The sequence below is a fragment of the Acidobacteriota bacterium genome (genome assembly GCA_003225175.1).
In the GTDB taxonomy this organism is placed as follows: Bacteria; Acidobacteriota; Terriglobia; order Terriglobales; family Acidobacteriaceae; genus Gp1-AA112.
On sequence record QIBA01000038.1, the window covers coordinates 81,146 to 106,064 of the forward strand.

Here is a 24,919-nt window from a genome sequence, read left to right on the forward strand (position 1 = left end):
ATCAGGGGGATTCGCGGCGTAGGGGTGCAGCATGCTGCGTATTGGCGATGCTTCGCGATTACCCGGAAATGCCGGGCGTCCTAACTGCATGGAGAAGACGCAGCATGCTGCGTCTCTACGAAAGACATTAGTAATCCAGCTTCATGGGCAGACGATGCATCACTGCTTGCTCTGTCAAGCCCATCAGGACCGCCATACCGAAACGCGCTGAGGTCTCAAATGGGGCATTCTTTGGTCCCCCATCGAGCTTCCATTGTTTGAAGTTCTCAGGTGTGGCTTTCAGAGTCTTTGCATTCAATTCGCGAAGTTGGCTGAGCAGCGTTGTGCTCCATCCCATCCAGAGTTCTTTGCCGGTAATGTATCCCGCCTTGAATACAAATTGGTTATCGCCCGGTAGCCAGAGTTCAGGGAACAGTATCTGCGAGTATTTTGTTTTGAACCCCTCCGCCGTGCATTTCCTATAAGCCTCATCCTTTTGGAGATCCTCGGGAACGACATCGGGTAATTTCAGTTCTCGATGTTCATCGTGAGCGGCAAGGACAGCGACTGCTGAGTAGCAATCCCAAGCCGGCTTTTCCGTGAAGTAGTCGGAAGAATTATCTTCGCTCCACTTCAGCGGCTGCTTCAGCGCTTCTGCAAGTCCTGACTGCCACGCGAGAACAGCTTCTCGAATCTGATCGGCAGAGAGTCGCGGCGAACTATCCGTAGAAGGCGGCCGAACTACTTGGCATTTCAGGCCATTCAGCCGGGCATACTGCTGAACAAGGGTTTCCCAATTGCCGCTGTGATAACGAGTAAGCGGACCGACGTAGATGTCGAGGCCCATGCTCTATCTTTTAGCGGAGAGAATGCCCAACACGTCGCGCAGTCCTTGTTTGATGCTGCGCAGATCAGTGCCGTTCGAGGCCACTGGCGCGAATGGTAGCGCTGTTTGGGAGCGGTCGCGCTTGGATTCAGCCTTGATGAACTGACGTGCGCCGTTGATCGTGTAGCCCTCTTCGTAGAGAAGCTTTTTTACGCGCACGATATTCTCGACGTCCTTGCGACGGTAGAGGCGCTGGCCGGTATTGCTTTTACTCGGCTTGAGCTGAGGGAATTCCGTCTCCCAGAAGCGCAGCACATAGGCAGGTAAAGAGCAGAGCCTGGATACTTCACCGATGCGGAAGAAAAGCTTTTCCGGGATCACGATCTCTTCCGCTGGCTTTCGCTTGCTTCGAGAGATTGCTGCCCTTGTACCCACGAGCGCATAGTATGTCGGGCTGTAGTCAAAGGTCAATCAAAACTCGAGGCGATTCTCTTGTCATTCCGAACCGCGGTTGGTGCGGTGAGGAATCCCTACGAGTTCCGACTCGGTAGAGCTGGTCGAGGATCGCCGAGCTTTCTGAATTGCGTGCGAGAGATAGTTGAACGTCACGTTTTGGAGGATCGCATGCGCCGGCATGGTAACAGTTCGTAGGGATTCCTCTCCGCCACACAGCGGCGGTTCGGAATGACAACGGGACCACCGAAAATGAAAAAGGCCTTCGAGATTCGAAGGCCGCAAATCAGTTTGCCTGGCAGCAGGTTATTTCTTTTTCGCTGCTTTCTTCTTTGTGGCCTTCTTTTTCATAGGCATGGTTATGTTCCTCCTTGTGGAACGTTCTCCCTTGGTTTGGAGAAGCTGTACAAGCTGCTCCGCTGATTGCATGGGCCTACTAACTACCACAAGATATTGTGCTCACTGATTCGTGATGTCAAGAATTATTCACAAAAGTTCCGGCTCATATAATCGCATTCGCATGCCTGATCCGGTAGAACTGGAAATTTTTCGCGAACTCTTTCACTCGATCGCGGAAGAGATGGGAGCATCGTTGCGGCGAAGCGCGTTTTCTCCCAACATTCGTGAGCGGCGTGATTACTCGTGCGCGGTATTCGATCGAAGTGCGCAGGTAATTGCAATGGGCGATCACATGCCTGTGCATCTCGGCTCGATGCCCATGTCGGTGCGAGCAGCCATCGAGCGCCTTGATCTTGGTCCAGGCGACGTTGCCATGGTGAACGATCCGTTCGCCGGCGGCACGCACCTGCCGGACATCACGTTAGTGGCTCCTGTGTATGTCGACCGCGATCGAACGGAAAACTCTCAGCGGCTAAATCTTCGTGAAAAAAGCTTTAAGGAGGGCCACGACTTCAGTCGTGCCGTGCAAGAAAAAAAAATCAAGCTAATGTCTAAGAGTCTTCTTGTGCCTCAAGTCGACACCGCTAAAGCCGTGCTTCTTCCTAAATCAAGGAAGCCTGATTTCTATGTTGCTTCCCGAGCTCACCACGCTGATGTGGGCGGGGCAGCGGCCGGTTCCATGGGACTCTCGCGTGAAATCTATCAGGAGGGATTACGCATTCCTCCGGTTTTTCTCGTGCGCAGCGGGACGATGCAGCGCGATGTTCTGCAGATGGTTCTGGCCAATGTGCGTACGCCCGAGGAGCGTGAAGGAGATTTAGGCGCGCAGATCGCCGCCTGCAACACCGGAGCACGACGCCTGCAGGAAGTTTGCGATCGTTATGGCTTGTCGCGCATGCATCGGGCAAGCGAGGAACTGCAGGATTACGCTGAACAGATGACCCGATCGCTGCTGGAGGGAGTCCCTCCCGGCACGTATTCGGCAGAGGATTTTCTCGACAACGATGGCATCAGCGATCGGCCAGTTCGCGTTATTGTGAAAATTCGCATCGAGAAGCGAAACCGACGAAGCTCGCAACCGTTGGTCACGATTGACTTCAGTGGCAGCGATCCTCAAGTTGAAGGCAGTATCAACGCTGTCGAAGCGATCACTTACTCCGCGTGCTTCTATGTCTTTCGTTGTCTGCTGGCTGAGGATGTTCCCGCAGCGGCTGGCATCATGCGTCCGATCCGCGTGATTGCGCCGGAAGGGACTGTGATAAATGCGCGTCCTCCCGCTGCGGTAGCGGGAGGCAATGTTGAGATGTCCCAGCGCATTGTGGACACACTTTTTCGCGCGCTTGCCCGAGCAATGCCGGAGCGCATTCCTGCTGCATCGTCGGGGACGATGAATAATCTCACCATCGGCGGGCTCTTCCCTCCTGGCCACGCTCGCGCAGGCGAGCCCTTTGCTTATTACGAGACGATCGCCGGCGGAATGGGTGCGCGGCCCACACAAGATGGAATCTCAGGTGTGCACACGCACATGACAAACTCGCTGAACACTCCCGCGGAAGCGCTCGAGTATGCATATCCATTTCGAGTGACTCGGTACTCCCTCCGTCCAAATAGTGGAGGCATTGGAAAGCAGCGCGGCGGCGATGGCATTGTGCGCGAGCTGGAGCTGCTGTGCGATGCCGATGTCACGTTGCTTGCAGATCGACGGGTGCGTGGCCCTTACGGTCTTGGTGGTGGAAAGGATGGCATGCCGGGACGCAATGCTGTTGTTAAGAGTGACGGAACCGAGATTCCGATCCCGCCAAAGGGGAGTGTTCGTCTACGCAGAGGCGACAAGATCAGGATTGAATCCCCGGGTGGCGGTGGTTGGGGCGAGAGTTGATTCGAAACGGAGCGCCAGGCGGAAGTGCCTTTCCCGAAACGGAATAGGACTTTGCGGCTTCTTCAGAAGTGACTCAATACTATAGCGAGACAATACGATGACTAAGATTCGCACCATCCGAGTGTTTTCGGCAGCCAAGGTGAACGCGCTGCTCTATGGAATCCTGGGATTGCTGATCGCTCCCTTCCTGGTGCTAGGACCGGGACTCGCCATGATCGGCGGAGAGAAGCGAACTGCCGGATTTGGCGGCGTTATTGCGGTTGCCGCGATTGCTCCGATTATTTACGCGGTGATTGGCTTTATTGCGGGGGCGGTGATGGCGTTTATCTATAACGCGATTTCGCATTCTGTGGGCGGAATTGAGGTGGAACTTGATTTGCCCTCTCCGAGTCCGAGCCTGCCTGTGCCAGTGTCTAAGGTTCCGGCTCCCGCTCCAAGCGATATTCCTCCAGCGATCCGTCCGGAATTCGAGTGATAAACTGAGAAGTTTGCCCCACGCTGCCGTAAACACGTCTTTGTTACGGGCAGCAGCTTTCAAGAATGCGGGCTGCATGGTAAAGACGCAGCATGATGCGTCTCTAGCATTGAAGTGAAGGGTTTTGTTACATGCCTGAAACAATGCAGGCCATCGTAAAACCGCAGGCAGGACCCGGGTCCGAACTTCGGGCCGTGCCGCGGCCGGAGGTTGGGCCTGGCGATGTTCTCGTTAAGGTTCAAGTGGCCTCCATTTGCGGTACCGACCTGCACATTTATGAATGGGATGCGTGGGCGCAGAAGCGCATTCGTCCTCCGCTCGTGCCCGGGCACGAGTTCTGCGGGACAGTGGCTGCCATTGGTCGAGAAGTTACCAGCGTGAAGGAAGGTGACTTCGTCTCAGCCGAAATGCACGTGAACTGCGGCAAATGCCTGCAGTGCCGTACCGGCGAGGCGCATATCTGCCAAAACGTGAAGATCATCGGCGTCGATGCTGACGGAGCATTCGCTGACTACGTCAAGATTCCCGAATCGAACATCTGGAAACTCGACCCTTCCATTCCCGCAGACTACGCTTCGATCCTCGATCCTTTGGGAAATGCTGTGCACACCGTGCTTGCCGGCGAAATCGCCGCGAAGACGGTCGCCGTAATCGGTTGCGGTCCCATCGGATTGTTTTCAATTGCCGTTGCGCGCGCCGTCGGAGCTTCCCAGGTCTTTGCACTCGAAGTGAACGAGCATCGGCGCAAGCTGGCAAAGGCCATGAAGGCCGAGCACGTTTGCGATCCGAGCAAGGGCAACGTGAAGCAGTTTGTGCTTGAACGTACGGATGGCACCGGCGTGGACGTAGTGCTTGAAATGTCCGGACATCCCGACGGTATCAAAACCGGATTCGATATTTTGCGGCTTGGCGGCCGTGTCTCATTGCTGGGCATCCCTTCTGTGCCGATCAAGATGAACTTCGCGGAAGATCTGATCTTCAAGGGCGCAATCGTGCAGGGTATCAATGGTCGATTGATGTATAAGACCTGGTATCAGATGCAGGCGCTGCTCAGAGCCGGAAAACTCGATCTTTCTCCAGTCATTACCGATCGCATGCCGCTGAAAGATTTCAGTAAGGGCATGGAGCGGTTGAAGACGGGCGAAGCCAGCAAGATCCTGCTGTATCCGAACGGAACGGGAAGATAGCCGCTTGTTCGCATTCTGATTGTCGTTAAAACAAATCGTGCAATTTCGAATGTCATCGTCTGCGCCATTCAAGAAGATCCTCATTGCCAATCGAGGAGAGATTGCGGTGCGCGTAATCCGCGCCTGCCGCGAGATGGACATTGCTACGGTTGCTGTGTTTTCTGATGTAGATCGCGGGGCACTGCATGTGATGAAGGCCGACGAGGCGTATCACATTGGTCCTGCCGCAGCGGCCGAGTCGTATCTAAACATTCCGCGGATTCTCGAGGTCGCCCTGCGGAGCGGCGCGGATGCCGTACATCCGGGCTACGGATTTCTCTCTGAGAACCCACAGTTCGCCCGAGCTTGTGCTGATGCCGGCGTGAAGTTCATCGGGCCATCGCCATCAGCGATGGAAGCGATGGGATCGAAGACGCGCGCGCGTGAAGCTGCAGATCGCGCTGGACTCCCGCGTGTTCCCGGTTCGGTACGCGCGTTGGAATCTGCTGCGCAGGCCGAAGAGGTTGCCGCATCGCTCGATTATCCGGTGATGCTGAAAGCGGTGGCGGGTGGAGGCGGCAAGGGAATGCGGCGCGTTGATACTCGTCAGGAATTGCCTTCGGCATTCACAGCGGCCCAAAGCGAGGCGCTGCGTGCGTTTGGCAACAGCGACGTGTACATCGAGAAGCTGATCGTCCAGCCTCGCCATATAGAGATCCAGGTTCTCGGCGACGAGCACGGCAATCTTGTATATCTCGGGGAACGTGAATGCTCGGTACAAAGACGCCACCAGAAGGTCATTGAAGAGGCGCCTTCCGCCGTGGTCGATGCGGCCATGCGTCAAGCGATGGGTGAGACCGCTGTGGCTCTGGCGCGAGCGGCCGGATATTCCAACGCGGGTACAGTCGAGTTTCTGGTTGATCAGGACAAGAAGTTTTACTTCCTGGAGATGAACACTCGGCTGCAGGTGGAGCATCCGGTGACGGAGCTGGTTACCGGCCTGGATCTCGTTCACCTGCAAATTCTGATTGCCGCAGGCGCGAAGCTCCCGTTTACGCAAAGCGATCTGCAGTTGCGCGGACACGCAATCGAAGTGCGGATCTACGCAGAGGATCCTGACAATAACTTCTTTCCCTCGCCGGGAAAGATCACTCGCTTGCTGCTTCCTTCTGGTCCGGGAATCCGGGAGGACAGCGGCATTTACGAAGGCTGGACTGTGCCGCTGGATTACGATCCTATGCTGGCAAAGCTGATTGCGTACGCGCCTACACGCGAGCAGGCGATCCGGCGATTGCAGCGGGCATTGAACGAATACTTCGTTGGCGGAATTGCCAGCAACCTGGGATTATTCCGAGAGATTCTCGAGGAGAACGATTTCATCGCCGCAAAAATCGATACAGGGTATCTCGATCGTCTTATCGAAAATCGGCGTAAGGCGGTGTCGCCCTTGAACGGCAACGGCGAGAGAGTCGCCGCTATCGCTGCGGCGCTGATGCAATCGACGCGCAATGGCAAAGCTTCAAGCACAAATAACGGCGTGAATGGCAGCCATCGTTCGGCGGGCAATGGATGGAAGCGCGTCGCCCGCCACGAGGCGCTGCGCGAGCGATGACATTCGAGGTAACCGTCAACGGCCACGACTACCGCGTCGAGCTGGAGCAGACCGAAACAGGAAGCTGGACAGGCCGTGTGAACGGCGAGGCTGTCGCTGTCAACGCTGCAAACACCGCTGCCGGCGTGCTGTCCATGCTGATGGGCGGAGAGTCTTACGAGATCGTTGCCAATCCTGCACAGCAGCAGGTCGCCATAGGAGGCATTCGCTATTCCGTCGAGGTACGCGATCCCCGATCCTGGCGCACACGGCGTGCTCGCCTTGGAGCGCACGATGGGGCCAGGAAGATCACTGCTCCAATGCCGGGAAAAGTAGTTCGCGTAGTTGCCCCGCTGGGTACCGAAGTAGAACAAGGCGCAGGCATCATCGTAATTGAAGCGATGAAGATGCAGAATGAATTGAAATCACCCAAGAAAGGTCGAGTTGCGAAGGTGCTTGCGGCTGAAGGAGCAGCCGTGAACGCAGGCGATGTGCTGGCGGTGATTGAGTGAGCGTTTCGCCTCTCTGGTCCTTCACCAGCAACAGTTGAAAGTATGCGAGATTCACAACACTTCGCGTGTCCCCTTCTTAATGCTCGTGTACGCTGCGTCGAGCACTCGTTGATTCCGTAATCCTTCAATTCCCGGCGCTACAAAGGGAATCCCGCGCTCCACATGAAGTGCAAACGCATCCACCTGGTCCGCATAGGTTGTGTCGTTGGAAATATGTTCGGTGGAGAGTTGGCCGCCAATAGGCTGGGTGTGCAAGGAGATCGCGTGGTCGACGGTAAGAGCATCTTCGGCGCCGGCGAGTCCCTTCTCTCCTGTGATCCATAGCGGCGTGCGATACTCGGCGCGGGTAGAGACGGTGACATGGGCGAGCGTTCCAATTTGAAACTCAAGCAACAACGTCGCCGCCGATTCGACGGCTCCGGAGTCTTTGTCGTAGAGTGCGCGAGCGAATACCGCGCGCACTTCATCCTGCAGAATGTAGCGAAGCGCGTCGATGCAATGCACGGCCACATCGCCCACCGGACCGCCGCAGGCAAGGCTCGGATCGGTAATCCATGTTCTTGGATGCTGGCGCATATAGTAATGAAATTCGGAACGAGCCAGCAAGGGCTTGCCGATCGTGCCGGCGGCAACAATCTCGCGAAGTCGATTGACGCTGGGCTCGAAGCGAAAATTCTGCGCGACTCCCAATGGCACGTGAGCACGTTCCGCCGCAGCTACCATGTGCTCGCACTCTGCGGAGTTCATCGCCATCGGCTTCTCGCACAGCACTGGCTTGCGGTGGTCGAGCGCAATGAGCACATGCGGCAGGTGGAGGGCGTCGGGGGAGGCGACGAAGATTGCATCAACTTCCGCCGACGAGCAAAGAGCTTCCGGAGAGTCGTAGGACCGAAGTGGGAATTTACTGTATTGCTTTACCGCTTCCTGGGCCTTCCGCTGATCTCTCCGCCACAGGCCGGTGACGGTGCAGTGCTTGGCCTGCGAAAAACCGGGCATGAGGCGCCTGACCGCATGCAGGCCGAAACCAAGGATTCCGTAGCGGATCACTTGACGTTCTTCAGCAGGTCGTCAGCGTAGTAGTTGGAAATCTTCGCTTCATTGTGCACGACGTCGTAGTAGGCCGCCTTGAGCAACTGCTCGCGCCCATCGCGCAATTGCTCGCGGATGAACTGCTGCACGCGCGGATCGTTCAATTCGCGCTGACCAGCAGGTTCTTTCGAGATCAGGCGGACAATGCTGTAGCCGATCGTCTTCTTCGTGGCGGGATCGACCATGGGAAGAGGATGACTTATCTCGCCCGGCTTGAGCTTTGAAACCGCAGCGTAAATTTCCGGATTCGTGCGCAGCTGCGATTCCGAGATCATGCCCATATCGCCGCCATTGCCTGCCGTGTCGGGTTGCTCCGAGTAATTCATCGCAACTTGCGAAAAGTCGTCGCCGCTTTCCAGCCGGTTCTCGATCATCTGGATCTTTTTGTGCGCGTCACCTTCGTTCTGCGCTTTGTCGTTCTTCAGATTGCTGACCTGCTGCGCCGGCTGAGAGGTGACGACGATCTGCGCCAGATGGTAGCGCGGCTCAATCAAGTTGAACTGCGCCTTGTTGGCGTTGTAGAAGTCGGTAATCTCTTTGTCGCTGATGTTGATCTTCGACGTGATCTCTTTGTTCAGGACCTTGTCAATGGTGAGATTGCGCCGCACATCGCGTCTAAGATCGTCCAGCGACATGTGGCTGTCCTTCAGCTTCTGATCGAACTGCTCTTTGGTATAAGGAGCCTTAAGCTCGTTCAGCTTGCGGTCAACTTCATCGTCGGTAGCGAGCAGACCAAGCTTTTCTGCACGCTGCATCATGATCTCCTGATCGATCAGCTGTTTCAGGATATTCAGCCGAAGGCTCTCAGACTGTTCGCCGATTGGCTTTTGCCCGGCGTTGGCCGATTGGTTCTGGTAGTACTTCTCCACCTCAGACCGGCTGATGGCCCGCCCGTTTACTTTTGCCATCATGTCAGAGCCATGCTGCGAGTCACCGCAGCCAGAGAGAATCGCGCACAAAATCAGGACTGGAAAATAAAACTGGACGGGAAATTTCAAAGGTCGAGCTCCACACTTTGGAGGTTCCATGGGACGAATGAGGGGAATTGTACAGAGCGGTTCTGGAATTGTGTAATTTGCGACCGCGTAATCGGCCGGGATCTCGGTCGCGATATTTCGCCCCTCATTACTCCATTACAAATTATCAGAGAGCCTGAGATTGCCGCCTATTGATCGCTGTTCTTAGGCACAGGATTAGCCGAAGCCGGCGGGGATGAAGCGGCGGCAGTCGGCGCGGGCGCCGGTGGAGGTGTCTGTCCAGCGTCCTTCAGGGCTCGATTGATCACATCGCGCAACACTGCCTCGGGCTGAGCTCCGGCAAGCTGTTCCCCATTCACGAACAGAGTAGGCGTTGCTTCCACGCCCATCTTGTCGGCCTCGGCCATGGAGGCGCGTACCTGCGCCTCATCTTGCTTTTTCACGCACGCATTCAGTTGGGTCGCGTCCAGTCTGTGTTTCTTGCCGATGTCGGAAGTTATCTGGTCGAGCTTTGCGTACTCTTCCTTGACATCCCGTTTTTCGCCGCTGATCTCCTTCTGATTAGCGTGAGTGTAGTCGGCGAACTCCCAGTAGGCGTCGTTGTTCTGCTCAGCCAGGCAATTGGAGTTAACGGCGGCATGCATCGCCCAGGGATGGAGTGAAATCAGAGGATAATCCTTGTAAATGATCTTCACCTGATTCCCATAGGTCTTCATCAGCTCAGGGAATAGTGTCTGATGCATCTTCGAGCAAAACGGACACTGGAAGTCGTCGTAGTTAACGATGACGACCTTAGCTTCTTTGTTGCCGCGCTCCGGACGTCCAGCAACGTTGATGGATTCCATCACGTCTTTGCTGATGTCGAGCTTCTGCCACTCGATCAGCGTCTTGTTGTCCTTAGACACTAAGAAATCGTGCGAGCTGGTGCGGCCATCACGCGAAAGCGTCACTGGAACTTTGTCATAGCCCGGCATCTCGCTGGCTTCTCGTTTGCCAATGCCCACCTGGATGGATGGCGGCAGGCTGAAGGTGCTCCGAACCTTTTGTTCGATCCGGCGATTTACCGCCGCGTTTTCGTCCGCGGGCTTAGCCGACTGCGCAGAGCAGCCGAGCGTGCATAACAGAGTAGAGACAGCAAATAGTCGAAATTTGAACAAACGACGGACCTCAAAGATGGCAGAGCGCCTCTTCGATTATCTCATGCAGAAAATGCGCTAAAAGACGCGCTCCTGGCGCCTGAGGTTACCAAAGGTCCCGATGTTGGCGAGACTGAAGGCGAAGCGGTACTGACTTTCATTGCGCACCGGTCCCAGCACGAACCGGCGGTATTCAAAGTTGAGTCCGCAGCAGTCCCAGTTGTAGGAGGTTTGCACCGCGGTGTACTGGAGCGACGTAAGGTTCAGATCATAGCCAACGTTGCCGGCCAGGCTGATCCCACGGCGCGAAGGATGACCGAATCCTGCGGTGAGTCGAAACTGATTGAACTTCTCTACTGTGGGGGTTGGGCTGGAGAGAAACACCTCGCCGGGAGCATGCAAGAGTGCGTGGTTCCCGCCAAAAAAATAGGGGCCAACGTGATAGTCCAGGAATACATCGCTCGCGTTAATGCGTCCCTTTTTGGGATCGTAATCGAAGAGCCACTGAAGATCAGTGTGTTGACTGGTGCGAATGTGCAGCCTCGACGTAACCGGCGAGAGCACTCTCGTTTCGGTGAGGAAGGCGATGCCTGAAAACTCGACTGTCGTCTGTAGAACGTTGCGTACTCCGGGCACCAAGGCGCCGCCAAAATATGGGTCGATAAAGTACTTCTGCGCAACTTCCCAAGTCAGGAGTTCTGTGGGAACACGGGAGCAGGGCGCGTCCGGATCATTGTTCTCGCATTTCTGATTTCGGGGCTTCACATAAATGCGATTCGTGAGCCCATACTCCACTTCGTTTGTATCGCTGACGATGTCGGTGCTGTCGAAGCGGATCACGCCGAGGAAGTTGTTCACTCCCGACACATAGTGGTAGGTCATGCTCGGCTCAATCGTGTGCTTCAGGGCTTTGCCAAAGATGCCTTTTTGATAGATCTTTTCCAGGCGCGGCGGACGGACTTCCAATTCGCCTTCGAAATCCTTGCGGTTCAAGGCATCGTTGATGGTGGAGCCGATGGCAAAGGCGGTTTCCGGAGTCTTGTGCTGCGTGTAGAACGTGTCGCGTACAGCAACTCCCGGACGGAATGTCCAGCCTCGCAGAAACACCGGCAGAGCAAGCCGGGGATGTGCATCCAGCCGCGCCACAAGGTTTGCCGAACTGAAAGTCGGACTGCGGCGAGAAAGCCCGGTCGCGGCAACGTCGAATCCGTACAGGAGAGGCGTGCCAAACAGCGGCCGATCAACTGAGGAGGCATCGATGCTCGGCACGTGCAGGATGCTGAACGAGTCTCCGTTATTCGTGCTCTGAAAATTCTGGTAGCGCTGGGCAAGGATTCCCAGCGCGTAGCCATTGTCGTTGCGACTGGCAAAGACGTCGGACTTCACCTCGGAATTAACGGCTGTTTGGAAGTTCTCAGCAAAGGCGACGCGGAATAGATAGCTGCTCAGGTATTCCACGTTCGCTACGGCTCGCACATTCTGAGGAAAATACTGTTCCGCCTGGATCTTGACGTCTTCGCCGCCCTGATCGATGTGCGTCGGCCCCAGGCCGCGATCGATGACTCCGAAATACGTGGCTGTGATATGAGAGTTGTCGCTGGTGAGCGCGCGAAAATTTGCATGCTGAGCGAAGCCGCGTTTCGAGAAATATTCCAGGCCGAGCGTGGCATCCATGCTGCGGTTGATAGCCCAGAAATAGGAGTCCCCGAAGATTGTTCCTTTCACCGATGACTGCCCGAAGCTGGGAATCAGGAATCCCGATTGTCGGCCAAGTTGCTCTACCGGATGCTCGGCAAACGGCAGGTAAAGCACAGGGACGCTGCGCAAGCGGAAGGTGGAATGGTGAAGCTTCGCCAGTCCGCCGATATCAAAATTGATGCGTTCGGCCGTGAAGGTCCACTTCGGATGCGGCAGCTCGCAGGAAGTAACCGAACCATGGTGAACCACGAAGCGATTCGGTCCGACTTTATCAACCACTTTTCCAGAAAAAGTAAATGGATTCGAACTGGTGAGAATCGCGCGGCGCGATCCCAGCTTCAGTCCTGTGGTTCCGTGCACGTCGTAGAACTTGCCGGTGGCATCTGGAATGTTGTATTCGGCCCGCGACGCTTCCATGTGGACGTTGTACTCTCCACCCTGCAATTTCACATGGCCCGTGGCCGTGGCTTCTCCCGAATTTGAGTTATAGCTAATCTCGTCTGCGTAGAGGACGTAATCGCGAAAATCTATCTGCGCGTCACCATGCAGCATGTAAGTCGTTCCCGACTGCTCGAACTGATCGGCCACGATATAAACGAGTTCGTCTCGATATTTCAGTGTTGCTGCCGCGCGACCTTTGGCCTCGGGTGGTTGGGCTTGTGGGTGTGTCTGGGTGGATTGGGGATCCGTCGCATTTCGCGCGCCCGCCGGAGAACCGGAGGCGGCCAGCGAGTCGCTTCGCATGAACGGAACCAGCAGTAGCACCTGACAAACGGCTAGTGCCGTGTTAACAAAGACATTGCGGCGGAAATTCATCCGAATCGCTGAAATTAGCATGCCGGATGAGACGCGTGCAAAAACTGGCACGCGTGCCTGCCGCAACCTCCAACACCCAGTATGGCCTGTCCGCGATGTGGTAGCGATTGCTCTTGCGCCTGCTCCGGCGCTCCGGTGCCCTCGCAGGATTGGCGCCGCCAGGTTTCCCTCCAGGTCCGCGCTCACAAAGTTCGGAAACGGCAGAGACTCGATCCCAACTCGCCACAGCTCGAGTTCGATGAACAAAGTCCACTGCAGATTGGAGAGCCTTCGACCGCCAGTGCGCGTCATTCAAGCTGGCGTTGGGAAGAAGGCATGCTCGCAACCGCTCCTGCGCCTGCTTCAACCGCCGCCATTGAGAATTCGCGCAGCGCAGAACCGAAAGCGGTTTCTCGCCAGGCCGAAGAAGCCCCTCTTCCGCCCGCTTCCCAGATCCATGAGACCAGCGACTCATTGGCCGCTACGCTCTCCGAACGTCCGCCACTCGCGCCTTTCCCGCGAATCAACGGGCCTGTGCCCAAGATCATCCAGTTCCCGCGCATGCAACCGCGGCAATATGAGTTAGCCGAGCCGGTCGTTGATCAGTTGAGAATCTTTGAGGCAATGGAGGAATTGCCGCCTCCGCCCCCAAGTCATCTGATTGAGATCGAGATTGCTCCTGCCCAGCCAACGCATTTTTCACTCGACGAACTCGAGACTCCGCTGCAGACAGCTCCACTCGAACAACGCGCATACGCAGCCGCTGTGGACTCTGCGATCCTGATCGCGGCTATGGGACTTTTCGGAATCACGGCCGAGTTCTTCGCGAACTCGTTGCCAATGACGAAGCCTCTGATCGAGAGCATCGCCATCTGCGGCTCCCTGCTACTGACGATTTACTACTTGCTCACGCTCTCTCTCGGACGCGGGACCGCAGGAATGCGAGCCTCTGGATTGCGAGTCACTACTTTCCTGAATCAGACTCCCTCACGAAACCGCATGCGCTGGCGTGCGCTGGCGACTGTCCTATCGTATGCCGCAATGGGAATGGGATTTGCCTGGGCACTGATCGACGAAGATCGCCTCTGCTGGCATGACCGCATCACTCACACGTATCTCACTTCCAAATAAATAGCTAAATTCATCGGAACCGCCTTCCTCAAACTGGTGTCTATGGCTCTCATATGCTCGAAGTTCGCAATCTCACGAAGCGTTACTCTGCGATCTCCGCGGTTGAGAATGTGAGCTTTACCATCCGTCCGGGTCAAATTCTCGGATACCTGGGCCCGAACGGATCGGGCAAGAGCACCACTGTAAAGATGTTGACCGGATTGATCGAACCCTCTGAGGGAGAGATCTTCTTTCGTGGTGAGAACGTCTCAAAAAACCGGCTCTGGTTCAGCCGCCTCTTCGGCTATGTTCCCGAAGAACCCTATCTGTACACACATCTCACAGGATGCGAGTACCTGCAGCTGGTCGGTCGTTTGCGCGGAATGGAAAAGACAACTCTCGAGCGCAAGATCGACGCGATGCTCGATCTCTTCGGACTGTCGGAATTCCGCGACACGCAGATGTCGTCGTATTCGAAAGGCATGCGGCAGAAGGTACTACTCTCAGCAGCGCTCCTTCACGATCCCGAAGTCCTGATTCTTGACGAGCCCTTCTCCGGGCTTGATGTGACTGCAGCTCTTATCGTTCGCACTCTTCTTCAGGCTCTGGCGGCGGAAGGGAAGATGATCCTTTACAGCTCGCACGTGCTGGAGGTTGTCGAGAAAGTGTGCTCGGAGGTTGTGATTTTGCATCGCGCGCGGGTTGTCGCCCACGATTCGGTCGCACGCCTTCGCGATTTGCGATCGTCTGCTTCACTCGAGGACGTTTTTGCGCAACTCGTGATGCATGAAGATGCGAGTGCCGTGGCTTCGCAGATGATTGCAGTAATGCGGGGTTAAGTGTGCGCGAACGCTACAAAGCATGGCTCGAGGCTACCCATGGCGCTCTGTTTGAGCTGCACCGGCATTATGCGCGGCAGCTCTTCGAGAGCGATCTCATCACCTCGGCTGACGATCTGCGACGTGTGGTAATCACGTGCCTGGCCGGCGTCGCCTCGATTGGTTTCATTGTTCCCAAGCTCTATTACAAGAAATATCAGTACCTGGCTCTTGGTCCGGACACTGACCTGTATCGCCGGGCTGTCTATTCTGATCAGCTCTTCTTCGTGGTGATGACCATGCTGGGCATTGCCGCACTGGTTACATTCCGCTGGGATTCGTTGTTCCCCAATCGGGAGGACTACCTGATTCTTCGTCCGCTTCCCCTCAAGCTGTCGCAGATCTACTTTGCCAAGTTGACGACCCTCTCGGCTTTGTCCTTCCTGGTAATCGGGTTATTGGCAGTTCCCTGTGCCTTCTCCTTCGCGTCTGTAATTTCAGGGAACCACGATCTTGCACCCGCGTGGCTAGAGATGGCAGCTCAGGTGATGGCAGCGTTCTGCTCCGGGATCTTCGTGGTTTTTGCGCTGGCGCTGCTGCAAGTGTTGCTGATGAACTGTGTGCCCCTGCGCTGGTATGCGAGGGTTTCGGTTTCGGCGCAGTCGCTGCTATTGGTTGCGATCTTGTGCGCCATACCCTGGGCCCTCGATTTGCCAAACGCGATTTCCTGGGTCGATTTTCGTCCAGCATGGAGCGTATACGCGCCGCCGCTCTGGTACTTCTCCCTATACGAAAAGTTGCTGGGCCGGGCGGATGCTTACGACAGTCTTCTTGCCGCACGCGGCGCAGTAGCTTCGCTCTGTGTTGTCGCAGGCACGATCCTGGTCAGCGCTATTGCTCACCAGCGCTATGCGCGACGAATCTTCGAATCGGAAGTGCAGACACGGCGTTCGCGATTCAAGGCTATTGAGTGGATCGCCGAGCGAATGTCACGGGATTCCCGAGAGTCGGCCATATTGCTTTTTACGCTGCGATCGCTCGATCGTATGAAGCAGCACAGAATGATTCGTCTTGTCTATGCCGGCGTGGGCTGCGCGTTGGTGCTGGAGAGCGGTATCGGAGTCATTCTCAGCGGCGCTCTGAACAAAGGACTGATTCATCGCGGAGCGGCCTTGGATGCTGTTTTTGCGCTCCCGCTGATGCTCTTCTTTTTCCTCTTTACCGGATTGCGTTATGCATTTCGCATTCCCGTAGATCTTCGTGCCAACTGGCTGTTTCGTCTGGCCGCGCAGAATGCGATTTCGGAACGAAGAAGAGCGGTCCGGCTCATCTATCTGGGATTTGCATTGTTGCCGGCTATGGCAGCAACGGCTCCGTTTCTGCTGGTCGCAATGGCGCCTTGGCGCGGTGTCTACGGCATTGCCTTTGCCGGACTCATTGGCTTTCTCATCATCGAACATGAGCTGGAAAACAGCGACACCATTCCTCTTACCTGCTCTTATCTTCCGGGCAAACGAAACATCCTGCACACCGGGATCATTTACTGGTTTGTAGTCTTCGTAATCACGACGGTGCTGACGGCTCTTGAGGCTATCGGAGGAGCGAATCCAGTGCGGGCGACACTCGTGATTGCGCTGCTCGCGGTCCTGGTCTGGCGAGGCCGGCGCACCGCCACAATCGACGCGCCAGCGCTCCGGTTCGATGACCTGCCTGAGCCAGCCGTGGCGACGCTGGGCTTAGCCGGTGAGTAAATCCCAAACAAATTCTATTAATCCAGTCAATCTCGGAGCAGATCAAAGTCAATGCCGCCCCTTCGGCGCTCCTCGCATCGCTATACTGGCGTGAGCTTTGTAATTCAGGAGCCACTTTGACCATCTCCGAACGCATTACCCAGGACATTACTGCTGCGATGAAAGCCCGCGAGGAGCATCGCTTGAGCACGTTGCGCATGGTGAAGTCTGCGCTCAAGAACAAGGAAATCGACAAGCGCGGCCCGCTCGACGATCAGGAGGCCATGGCGATCCTGAATACGCTCATCAAGCAGCGCAAGGACTCAATCGAGCAGTTTACTAAGGGCGGACGCAAGGAGCTTGCTGATAAGGAGGCTGCCGAAATCACCATGATCGAGGGATATCTGCCGAAGGCAGCGGGAGCGGAGGAGATCACGGCCGTTGTTCGTTCGACCATTTCCGAAATGGGATCGCCTACAATGAAGGACATGGGAACGGTGATGAAGAACGCGATGGCAAAGTTCGCTGCGTCGGGTACTCGCGTGGATGGAAAAGTTGTGAGCGAAACGGTGAAGAAGTTGTTAAGTGGCGGTTAGATCAAGAACTCATGTCGAAGGCACCGACACGCGCACCTCGCGCGCGTTTTAATTACGTAACATCAATCTGCATCCCAAAAAAATATATTGTTGATTTCGATTTTTGGACGATCAGCAAACGCCCGGCCCCGGGCGGCCGCAGGTGGTTCAAGAGAAACTTACCGCGTTCCCGCCAGCTCCGCTGTCTCAACGACTGCTTCTCGCAGATACCTGGCTGCTTCCTCTGGCGACGTGGGATTGATATAGAAACCCGTCCCCCATTCAAATCCAGCAACCTTTGTCAATTTGGGAATCAGTTCTATGTGCCAGTGATAATAGTCGGCATGTTCCTGCGCTGCGAGCGGCGCCGTGTGGAGCACCATGTTGTACGCAGGACGTTCGAGCACCGCGTCCATCTTGCCGATGACCAGTCTGATCATCTGTGCCAGGCTGGCGAAGTCGCCCGAACTGATGTTCTCGAAGGATGCTTCGTGATTCCTGGGAAGGATGCAAGTTTCAAAAGGGAACCGGGAAGCATATGGCGAGACAGTCACGAAGCCGCGGTTTTCGGCCACAAGACGCGCTTCATCGTCGGAGCTCTCCTCGTGAACGATATCGCAGAATATGCAGCGTTCCTTCAGATCGTAGTACTGCCTTGAGCCGTCAAGCTCCTCCAGCACGTGGCGAGGAACAATCGGCAGCGCGATCAATTGTGAGTGCGGATGTTCAAGCGTCGCGCCGGCCGGCTCGCCATGGTTCTTGAAGATGAGAATGTATTTGAAACGGCGATCCTGCTTGAGATCGACGATGCGATCGCGGAAGGCCCCGAGCACATTTTCGATGCTCTTTGCAGGCATGGTGGTGAAGGTCTCGTAATGATTCGGCGTCTCGATGATCACTTCGTGTGCGCCGATGCCATTCATGCGGTCGTACATGCCGTCCGCACGGCGGTCCAGGTTTCCTTCGATCCCCAGTGCCGGATACTTGTTGGGAACCACGCGGACAGACCAGCCGGGCTTGTCCCGTTCGCCTTGCCCATGACGAAAGGCGAGGATCTCAGGCGGAGTCTTGGATTCATTGCCAGGACAAAAGGGACAGAATCCACCCTTGAGAACTACGGTGTGTCGGATGAAATCAGTTGGTCTGCGCGCGCGATCGGTCGCGATAATGACCCAGCGTCCGGTGACGGGGTCCTTCCTCAGTTCGGGCAAATCGGGTCCTCTCCCAGAAGCGAAGGTTCATTTTATGACATACGGAACGCGTCTCTGAACAGAGTTATCCCGCTGCGGTTACTTTCGAGGTAAACGCTTATTACATCGAAACGGAACTCCGGCGACTTTTGTTGCACATGAACAAGGTTGCGCAGGAATTCGCGGGCCAGGGCGGAGAGCGTCTCGCGCTTCTCCTCATCGACTGCGGCCTCAGCCGGCATGAAGCTGCGGCTGCTGCGCGTTTTGACTTCGACGAAGCAGAGGGTTTCCTTGTCCCAGGCAATCAGGTCGATGTCGCCGGGACGTCTCGGAGAGCGGTAGTCGCGGGCGACGATCGTGTATCCAAGCTTGCGGAGGTGGAAGTAGGCTTCGTCTTCGCCGCGTGCGCCTGCGACGAGGTGCGCAGGTCGTTCCGGCGTGCGGCCCAAGCGGGCGGTGAAGTTGTCGAGAGCGCGGAGTGTGGAGCGAAGGAGCATGTATTCCCTTGCGTCATTCAACCATCCGCTGCGGCGGACGGAGAGGAATCCCTACATTAACTCATGCTGCGTGGGTTCAGTAGGGATTCCTCGCCGCAACCGCAGCGGCTTGGGAATGACAAGAAACTAGCCTACCTGCCCGAGGCACTTCTCAAGCACATCCAGCGCGTAATCGCCCTGCTCTTGCGTAATGATTAGCGGCGGCGACAGCCGGATGGATGTCTCGCCGGCACCGAGGAGAAGCACTCCATTTTCAAACGCAAGCTCTACGATGCGATCGCGCACTTTCGATACCGGAGCTTTGCTTTGCTTGTCCTTCACGATCTCGACAGCAAGCATGAGTCCTTTTCCGCGAACATCTCCGACTATCGGATACTTCTGGATCCACGTAGACATCCGCTGCTTCAGCTTTTCGCCCACGCTGGATGCGTTGCGCATGCCTTCGCGCTCGATCACATCCATGCTGGCCAACGCGGCCGCGATGGCTACGGGATTGCCGCCGAAGGTGGACGCGTGCGATCCGGGAACCCAGTCCATGACGCCGGCGCGGCTCATTGTGATTCCGAGCGGCATGCCTGAAGCGATGCCCTTGGCGATGCAAACGATGTCAGGCTGGACTCCAGCATGCTCGATGGCCCACCACTTGCCTGTGCGTCCGGCTCCTGATTGCACTTCATCGGCGACCAGCATGATTCCGTTCTCGTCGCAGATGCGCCGGAGTTCGCGCAGGAACTCCGGAGGCGCGGGAACGTATCCGCCTTCGCCCTGGATAGGTTCGACGAAGATCGCCGCGACATCCTCAGGCGGCATCGTGGTTTTGAACAGGCGCTCTTCAATAAACTTCGCGCAGGCCAGTCCGTACTCGCGTTCGGTCTTTCCTTCGCCGAAGCGATAGGTGTAAGGGTACGGAACATGTGTCACTCCGGGAACGAGCGGGGCGAAGCGGCGACGCTGCTGCGGCTTCGACGCTGTGAGCGAGAGCGATCCCATGGTGCGTCCGTGGAAGGCGCCATAGAAGGCGATGAGCCCTTGGCGCTTGGTGTGATAGCGAGCCAGCTTGAGCGCGCACTCCACGGCCTCGGTTCCCGAGTTCCCAAAATAGAACTTATGCGGACCGGGCATGGGCGCGATCCGGCTGAGGCGTTCGGCGAGCTGCGTCATGGATTCGTAGTAGAAGTCAGTGCCGGACATGTGGATCAGCTCACCAGCCTGGCGCTGAATGGCGCCCACCACGTCAGGATGACAGTGGCCCGTGGATGTGACGGCGATGCCGGCGGAAAAGTCGAGGAATTCGTTTCCATCGACGTCTTCGATGATCGCTCCGCGGCCACGCTTTGCGACCAGCGGATACGAACGGGTGTAGCTGGGCGAAATTAGACGATCATCTGCAGCGATGATGCGCTTCGCATTCGGCCCGGGAAGGGTGGTCTTGAGATTTGGTAGACCCGGTTTTGCCGCAGTTGCAGGACGGCTGAGGGTTTCGGTTGGCATTGGAGTTCTCCTCGCAAGAAAAGCACGGAATCGTGCGGTTTTGGTCGCGGGCTGAAACGAGCAATCTTCGAGATGCTTCTCAGCCCAGGCGAGCGAGGATCGAGCTAGTCGCCGGCGAAAAGGTTGGCGCGAACGTTAGACGGGAGCATGGCTAGATAGCGTCGCGGACCAGCAAGGTAATTCAGCCAGCACGGCGGAGTGCCGTGAACGGTCAGCCCGACGAGCGACGGATTGTAGTCAGCCGCGTACATATTCCCATTCGATTATAGCTGCGTTGCGCAAGTCACCTGTACAGGCCGATGACTACTCACGCTACGTGCGCTGATTGAGCAGAGGTAGAGTCATCGTCGGTCGCTTCGCGCTCTTTCCGATCAACCAGTCCTGGCTCCTGAATATGCAGCAAGTCATTCAGCTTAGTGAGCAGGAAGCTGAGGCTTCCTTTGGGAAGGGTACAGCTGACATTCGCGAGCAAGGGATCGTGAATCTCCTTATATCCGGTGTGCAGGATGATGGGAACCGTCTTATCCTGCTCGCGCAGCATCCTGGCAACTTCGCCGCCGGACATTCCCGGCATGGCGTAATCCAGAATCACAGCAGCGCACTTGATCTGACGGAACAATTCAATGGCAGATGGGCCGTCCTTGGCGCTCAACACACGAAATCCGCGCCGTTGCAGCATGATCCCCAGGGGCTGAAGAACCGCCGCCTCGTCGTCGACACAAAGAATTACATGGTTGTTTTCGGCCATCTGGTCCCCGATCGCGGAATAACCCAAGAATAAAGCCCGGTAGAAGTTGGGTACAAGGAACAAGAGGTCATGTACTGTTTCGGATTTCGTGCAATTATTTTTGAAGCGTGACACGACTTTTGTCGCTCTGATGTGGTGTACCGCAGTTCGCTTCATTTCGACGTTTTTGTGGGATGAAGAATTCCGTCGAAAAGCGGATAGTGGCGAGCGCGCAAACTCCCTAATATCAACAAGTCTCAGCTGATCAAGAAATGGCCACTCTTACCCAAGTCACGGCGCCACAAGAGCAGGAGCAAAGTCATCGCCTGAAGGTTGGCATCAGTTTTGGCCTGGTCTACTTCTTTTGGGGATCCACTTACCTGGCCATCATGATCGCGGTCCGGCACTTCCCGGCACCGGTGCTGGGAGCGCTGCGCTTCCTGATCGCGGGGGCCCTGATGCTGGGCTGGTGCGCATTCACCAGAAAGAAGATCACCATCTCGCGCGGGGACTTCTTGCGATTGCTGTTGGTAGGTGTGCTGTTGCTTAGCGGCGGAAATGTGATACTCGCCTGGGCGGAGGAGTACATCAACAGCGGCCTGGCGGCGATGATTGTTGCCGTAGTGCCAATTTGGATCGCGATGATCGAAGCTCTGTTCGGAGGCGATCGCCTGAACCGGCTTGGCTGGACTGGCCTGCTGCTCGGAATCGGCGGACTCCTCGTTCTGCTCTGGCCTGATATCGCGAATGGAAGCACCCTCGGCCGCAGAGACTTATTTGCCTCGCTGGGCCTGATGCTCGGTTCTTTGAGCTGGGCTTTGGGATCCGTTCTCTCACGGCGATTCCAGCTCAGCGTTGGTCCTTTTGCAGCCACGGGGTGGGAGATGACGCTCGCAGGCATTGTCAACGCTCTGCTCGCGCTTTCCCTCGGCAGCTTTCATCGTGCAGATTGGTCGCGTACCGGATGGCTTGCGATTGCTTACCTCGTCACATTTGGTTCGCTGGTCGGCTTTACAGCTTATATCTGGTTGCTTGAGCATGTACCGACACCCAAAGTTGCAACCTACGCATACGTGAATCCCGTAGTTGCCGTATTCCTAGGATGGCTTCTCGCAGGCGAGCATATTGATCGCTACATGCTGCTCGGAATGGTAGTGATCATCGCCGCCGTCATTCTTGTAACCAGCTCCAAGCTGCGCTCAGGGAAAATGCAGACGCGGCGAGAAATGTCTGGGTGCGAAGCCGGAGCTGATTGAGAAAAGCCGCTTTCAGCACTCCCCTGTCGGCGTTGGTCCGTTAAGCCTTCCGGATTCTGACGGTTTTGCTGATTTGCCGCATTCCGTTTACTCTGAATGCGGAACTCCGCAATCGCGAATGGCTCTGCGCACTTCCTTGCTCTGCATGCTGCTGTCGTTCGCGACAGTCTCCTCGCACGCGCAATCCCCTTACACGGACGCGTTTCATACCGGCGCTAACGAATACCAGGCGTGGGCTGGATATTCTCCCGGGTCGATTACATGGATCGGAAAGTCCGAAGCTCGGCGGATGTTTCAGGCAGGAGCTGGCTGGCGTCGTGTTCTGCTGGCCAACGATTGGATTGCGTGGAAATATACGATCGATATCATTCCAGTCGCTCTGGTGTCTCAGCCCACCGTAAATGGTATTGAGGTCGTGCAGGATCCGAAGCACTTGTTCTTTCCGGCAGTGTGTGGACCTACTTCCTGCGGAATCACAATCGGCAGAAGAACAACCTATGGCGCGGGCTTCGCTCCTATCGGATTTGAGTTCAATTTCCGGCGCAGGCATCGTGTGCAGCCGGTAGCCGGAATCAACGCAGGCTTGCTGCGCTTCTCGCGCGAAGTTCCAATTCCGAACTCGGCGTCGATAAACTTCACCTTCTCGCTATCAGCAGGGGTGCAGATCTTTACCAGCGAGTCCCGGTCAGTGGTGATCAGTTATCGTTACCATCACACCTCGAATGCCGATTCGGGAACACCGTTCAATCCCGGAATTGACTCGAATTTCATCAGTGCGGGATACAGCTTTCACCGATAGCATCTATGGGGGCCTATCGCGGGGCTAACTTCGGGCCACCTGCAGCGCGGGCTTATTCCTTTGCGGGAGAGCTGCTCTTCGTTTCGCTCTTCGTTGCGCCCTTAGTTTCGCCCTTGCTCTCGCTCTTAGTCTCGCTCTTATTATCCGTCTTGGTCGTCTCCGACTTGTCGCCCTTAGCTTCAGACTTCCCTTTATCGTGGCCTGATTTCGCGTAGTCGGTTGCATACCAACCACTGCCTCGAAATTGGACGGCCGGGGCGTGGAGCAGGCGTTCGACCTCGTCTCCGCATTTCTCGCATTTGGGATCAGGAGCCGATACGCTCTGAATCTTCTCGAAGCGATGATGACACTTCTTACACTCGAACTCGTAAAGAGGCACGGTTCTCCTTCAGCTGGACAAAACTATTGCGATTCTAGAGGGTGACAAAAAATTGCGTCAATGTGAGTGTGGGATAGGCAGTTATAGTGTGCTGATTTCCAGAGTGACTGGCCGCGCGGTAACATATGTTCTGTGAGAATCACTGGGAACTGCTTCCTATTGGGCTCGCTCCTCCTCACTGCGATTCTCTCTGGGTGCGGGGGGAAAACCTCTCAAGACTGCGCTTTCACGACATTGAATGTCATACCACAAAGTGCGAGTGCTGATCACACCGCTTCTCCTCCGGCGAATTCTCAACAGTTCTTGGCTTTTGGCGCTGGGTTGCCGTCGGGTTGCGTAAGCATCCTGTCCAATCTGCTGAATGTCACATGGTCGCTTTCGGACTCAGTCAATGCCAAGATCAGCAATGCTCAAGACCAGACTTTTGGAGCAGCAACTTGCACGGGAGCAAGCTCGACACCAATAACGGTAACAGCAACTCTGGATGCCGGACACAACAATGGAAAGGCAGTCAGCGGGTCAGCTTCCTTGACTTGCAAATGACCCCTCGTCCGCGTCACTTCCGCCGCACCGGAATCTCCAATATGCGTTTAGCGAAGTGGAGGTTGAAACCGTTCGCCGGTCTGCCGAGATGAGGAATTCCTTAGGCTTGCACTGTTGAGCAGGGTTGCATAACTCGTAGCGAGGGTCCTGAGTGCGCGGGGTTGCACTTTTCGCGGTTGCTATCTCCTAACCCGTCAATGTGAGTGCAGATAAGGCAAAAGGCTTCACCCACCCGATTCAGGACCGCCTTGCCCTGGTATGGACAAGACCGAGGTGGTTCAGAAGCCTTCGTCTTCCGGCACAAGTGCCGGCTTTCCGCGCGGTGCAACCTCTCCGAACTCTATGCCGCCCGGGCCACTGCGTCTGCGTGACTTGCAGCCGGGTAAGCTCTTGCCGGATTCTCACTCCTGCGTTGCCTTATCCAGCGCAGAGCAAATGCGCAAAAGATGAGTGCACCCATCGCGAGTGGATCCGGCACAAGCGCCACTTTCAGCGACGAGCGCACCGCACGCTCCGTCGCCTGTGGACCATACAGATCAAAAGTTCGTCCGGGATTCGCGGCAATTCTTCGCGGCGCATGTCCGCTTAATTGAGCAGGCACAAATTTCGCAGTCGGAGTTGGAACATTGGCGTACGGATCTCCGACAGCGCTGCCCCAAAGAGCGCACGCAAAGACAACAACTGCGACAAAAACCCTGCAGGAACTCACAGGAACGTTAGATGCCCTGGTGTGCTGCAGGTTGGACGAAATCTGCGAAACCATCTGAGAAGCGGTTTGGAGTAGATGGTCTAAGGCTAGCGCCAGGCGATGAACCGTGTGCACTTGTAT

Annotated in this window: 24 protein-coding genes; 12 read left to right on the forward strand and 12 right to left on the reverse strand. The window is 56.1% G+C overall.

What is annotated here, in order from left to right:
• Positions 1 to 127: 127 nt before the first annotated feature.
• Complete coding sequence (locus DMG62_08550) at positions 128 to 826, reverse strand: hypothetical protein (GenBank protein PYY23409.1); 699 nt, start codon at positions 824 to 826, stop codon at positions 128 to 130.
• A 3-nt stretch (positions 827 to 829) separates the two neighbouring features.
• Positions 830 to 1,222: a MerR family transcriptional regulator gene (locus tag DMG62_08555; protein PYY23462.1), complete on the reverse strand. Its 393-nt coding sequence runs from the start codon at positions 1,220 to 1,222 to the stop codon at positions 830 to 832.
• Positions 1,223 to 2,030: 808 nt separating this feature from the next.
• Between DMG62_08555 and DMG62_08560 the strand changes: the two genes are divergently transcribed.
• The 5 genes from DMG62_08560 (at position 2,031) to DMG62_08580 (ending at position 7,280) form a co-directional block, all read left to right on the forward strand.
• Positions 2,031 to 3,536: a 5-oxoprolinase gene (locus tag DMG62_08560; protein ID PYY23463.1), complete on the forward strand. Its 1,506-nt coding sequence runs from the start codon at positions 2,031 to 2,033 to the stop codon at positions 3,534 to 3,536.
• A 97-nt stretch (positions 3,537 to 3,633) separates the two neighbouring features.
• Positions 3,634 to 4,011: a hypothetical protein gene (locus DMG62_08565; GenBank protein PYY23410.1), complete on the forward strand. Its 378-nt coding sequence runs from the start codon at positions 3,634 to 3,636 to the stop codon at positions 4,009 to 4,011.
• A 131-nt stretch (positions 4,012 to 4,142) separates the two neighbouring features.
• Positions 4,143 to 5,198, forward strand: a complete 1,056-nt coding sequence (locus tag DMG62_08570; protein PYY23411.1) for an L-threonine 3-dehydrogenase — start codon at positions 4,143 to 4,145, stop codon at positions 5,196 to 5,198.
• A 49-nt stretch (positions 5,199 to 5,247) separates the two neighbouring features.
• On the forward strand, positions 5,248 to 6,789 hold the full coding sequence (gene accC, locus DMG62_08575; protein PYY23412.1) for an acetyl-CoA carboxylase biotin carboxylase subunit: 1,542 nt from the start codon (positions 5,248 to 5,250) through the stop codon (positions 6,787 to 6,789).
• Positions 6,747 to 7,280 (forward strand): acetyl-CoA carboxylase biotin carboxyl carrier protein subunit, encoded by a 534-nt coding sequence (locus DMG62_08580; protein ID PYY23413.1) that lies wholly within the window; start codon positions 6,747 to 6,749, stop codon positions 7,278 to 7,280. Before accC ends, DMG62_08580 begins: the two co-directional genes overlap by 43 nt.
• 51 nt (positions 7,281 to 7,331) lie before the next feature.
• Here DMG62_08580 and DMG62_08585 read toward each other — a convergent pair whose 3' ends face one another.
• The 4 genes from DMG62_08585 to DMG62_08600 form a co-directional block, all read right to left on the reverse strand.
• On the reverse strand, positions 7,332 to 8,327 hold the full coding sequence (locus DMG62_08585) for a gfo/Idh/MocA family oxidoreductase (protein ID PYY23414.1): 996 nt from the start codon (positions 8,325 to 8,327) through the stop codon (positions 7,332 to 7,334).
• A complete protein-coding gene (locus tag DMG62_08590; GenBank protein ID PYY23415.1) occupies positions 8,324 to 9,397 on the reverse strand; it encodes a peptidylprolyl isomerase in 1,074 nt (357 codons plus the stop codon). The genes DMG62_08585 and DMG62_08590 overlap by 4 nt, the downstream gene beginning before the upstream one ends.
• 137 nt (positions 9,398 to 9,534) lie before the next feature.
• The gene (locus DMG62_08595) at positions 9,535 to 10,320 is read right to left on the reverse strand and encodes a hypothetical protein (GenBank protein ID PYY23464.1); all 786 of its coding nucleotides are present in this window, start codon (positions 10,318 to 10,320) and stop codon (positions 9,535 to 9,537) included.
• Between the two features lie 240 nt (positions 10,321 to 10,560).
• Complete coding sequence (locus DMG62_08600; GenBank protein ID PYY23416.1) at positions 10,561 to 13,287, reverse strand: LPS-assembly protein LptD; 2,727 nt, start codon at positions 13,285 to 13,287, stop codon at positions 10,561 to 10,563.
• On the opposite strand from DMG62_08600, the gene DMG62_08605 reads away from it, so the two are divergent.
• The 4 genes from DMG62_08605 (at position 13,078) to DMG62_08620 (ending at position 17,229) form a co-directional block, all read left to right on the forward strand.
• Positions 13,078 to 14,106 (forward strand): hypothetical protein, encoded by a 1,029-nt coding sequence (locus tag DMG62_08605; protein ID PYY23465.1) that lies wholly within the window; start codon positions 13,078 to 13,080, stop codon positions 14,104 to 14,106. The genes DMG62_08600 and DMG62_08605 overlap by 210 nt on opposite strands.
• A gap of 53 nt (positions 14,107 to 14,159) precedes the next feature.
• Entirely contained in the window at positions 14,160 to 14,924 is a 765-nt protein-coding gene (locus DMG62_08610; GenBank protein PYY23417.1) for an ABC transporter ATP-binding protein, read from the forward strand.
• A gap of 2 nt (positions 14,925 to 14,926) precedes the next feature.
• Positions 14,927 to 16,654: a hypothetical protein gene (locus DMG62_08615; GenBank protein PYY23418.1), complete on the forward strand. Its 1,728-nt coding sequence runs from the start codon at positions 14,927 to 14,929 to the stop codon at positions 16,652 to 16,654.
• 116 nt (positions 16,655 to 16,770) lie between these two features.
• A complete protein-coding gene (locus DMG62_08620) occupies positions 16,771 to 17,229 on the forward strand; it encodes a glutamyl-tRNA amidotransferase (GenBank protein ID PYY23419.1) in 459 nt (152 codons plus the stop codon).
• A gap of 158 nt (positions 17,230 to 17,387) precedes the next feature.
• On the opposite strand, the gene galT is transcribed toward DMG62_08620, so the two are convergent.
• From galT to DMG62_08640, 4 genes are all read right to left on the reverse strand, one after another.
• Complete coding sequence (gene galT, locus DMG62_08625) at positions 17,388 to 18,419, reverse strand: galactose-1-phosphate uridylyltransferase (protein PYY23420.1); 1,032 nt, start codon at positions 18,417 to 18,419, stop codon at positions 17,388 to 17,390.
• A gap of 32 nt (positions 18,420 to 18,451) precedes the next feature.
• On the reverse strand, positions 18,452 to 18,895 hold the full coding sequence (locus DMG62_08630) for a hypothetical protein (protein ID PYY23421.1): 444 nt from the start codon (positions 18,893 to 18,895) through the stop codon (positions 18,452 to 18,454).
• A gap of 126 nt (positions 18,896 to 19,021) precedes the next feature.
• Positions 19,022 to 20,386 (reverse strand): acetyl ornithine aminotransferase family protein, encoded by a 1,365-nt coding sequence (locus DMG62_08635; protein ID PYY23422.1) that lies wholly within the window; start codon positions 20,384 to 20,386, stop codon positions 19,022 to 19,024.
• 307 nt (positions 20,387 to 20,693) lie between these two features.
• On the reverse strand, positions 20,694 to 21,290 hold the full coding sequence (locus tag DMG62_08640; protein PYY23423.1) for a hypothetical protein: 597 nt from the start codon (positions 21,288 to 21,290) through the stop codon (positions 20,694 to 20,696).
• 95 nt (positions 21,291 to 21,385) lie between these two features.
• On the opposite strand from DMG62_08640, the gene DMG62_08645 reads away from it, so the two are divergent.
• A complete protein-coding gene (locus DMG62_08645; GenBank protein PYY23424.1) occupies positions 21,386 to 22,369 on the forward strand; it encodes an EamA family transporter in 984 nt (327 codons plus the stop codon).
• A gap of 118 nt (positions 22,370 to 22,487) precedes the next feature.
• The gene (locus DMG62_08650; protein ID PYY23425.1) at positions 22,488 to 23,168 is read left to right on the forward strand and encodes a hypothetical protein; all 681 of its coding nucleotides are present in this window, start codon (positions 22,488 to 22,490) and stop codon (positions 23,166 to 23,168) included.
• A gap of 52 nt (positions 23,169 to 23,220) precedes the next feature.
• On the opposite strand, the gene DMG62_08655 is transcribed toward DMG62_08650, so the two are convergent.
• The gene (locus DMG62_08655) at positions 23,221 to 23,547 is read right to left on the reverse strand and encodes a transcriptional regulator (GenBank protein PYY23426.1); all 327 of its coding nucleotides are present in this window, start codon (positions 23,545 to 23,547) and stop codon (positions 23,221 to 23,223) included.
• Positions 23,548 to 23,850: 303 nt separating this feature from the next.
• On the opposite strand from DMG62_08655, the gene DMG62_08660 reads away from it, so the two are divergent.
• Positions 23,851 to 24,090 carry a hypothetical protein gene (locus DMG62_08660; protein ID PYY23427.1) on the forward strand — a complete coding sequence of 80 codons (240 nt, stop codon included), beginning with the start codon at positions 23,851 to 23,853 and terminating at the stop codon, positions 24,088 to 24,090.
• A 340-nt stretch (positions 24,091 to 24,430) separates the two neighbouring features.
• On the opposite strand, the gene DMG62_08665 is transcribed toward DMG62_08660, so the two are convergent.
• Positions 24,431 to 24,853: a hypothetical protein gene (locus DMG62_08665; GenBank protein ID PYY23428.1), complete on the reverse strand. Its 423-nt coding sequence runs from the start codon at positions 24,851 to 24,853 to the stop codon at positions 24,431 to 24,433.
• Positions 24,854 to 24,919 lie beyond the last annotated feature (66 nt).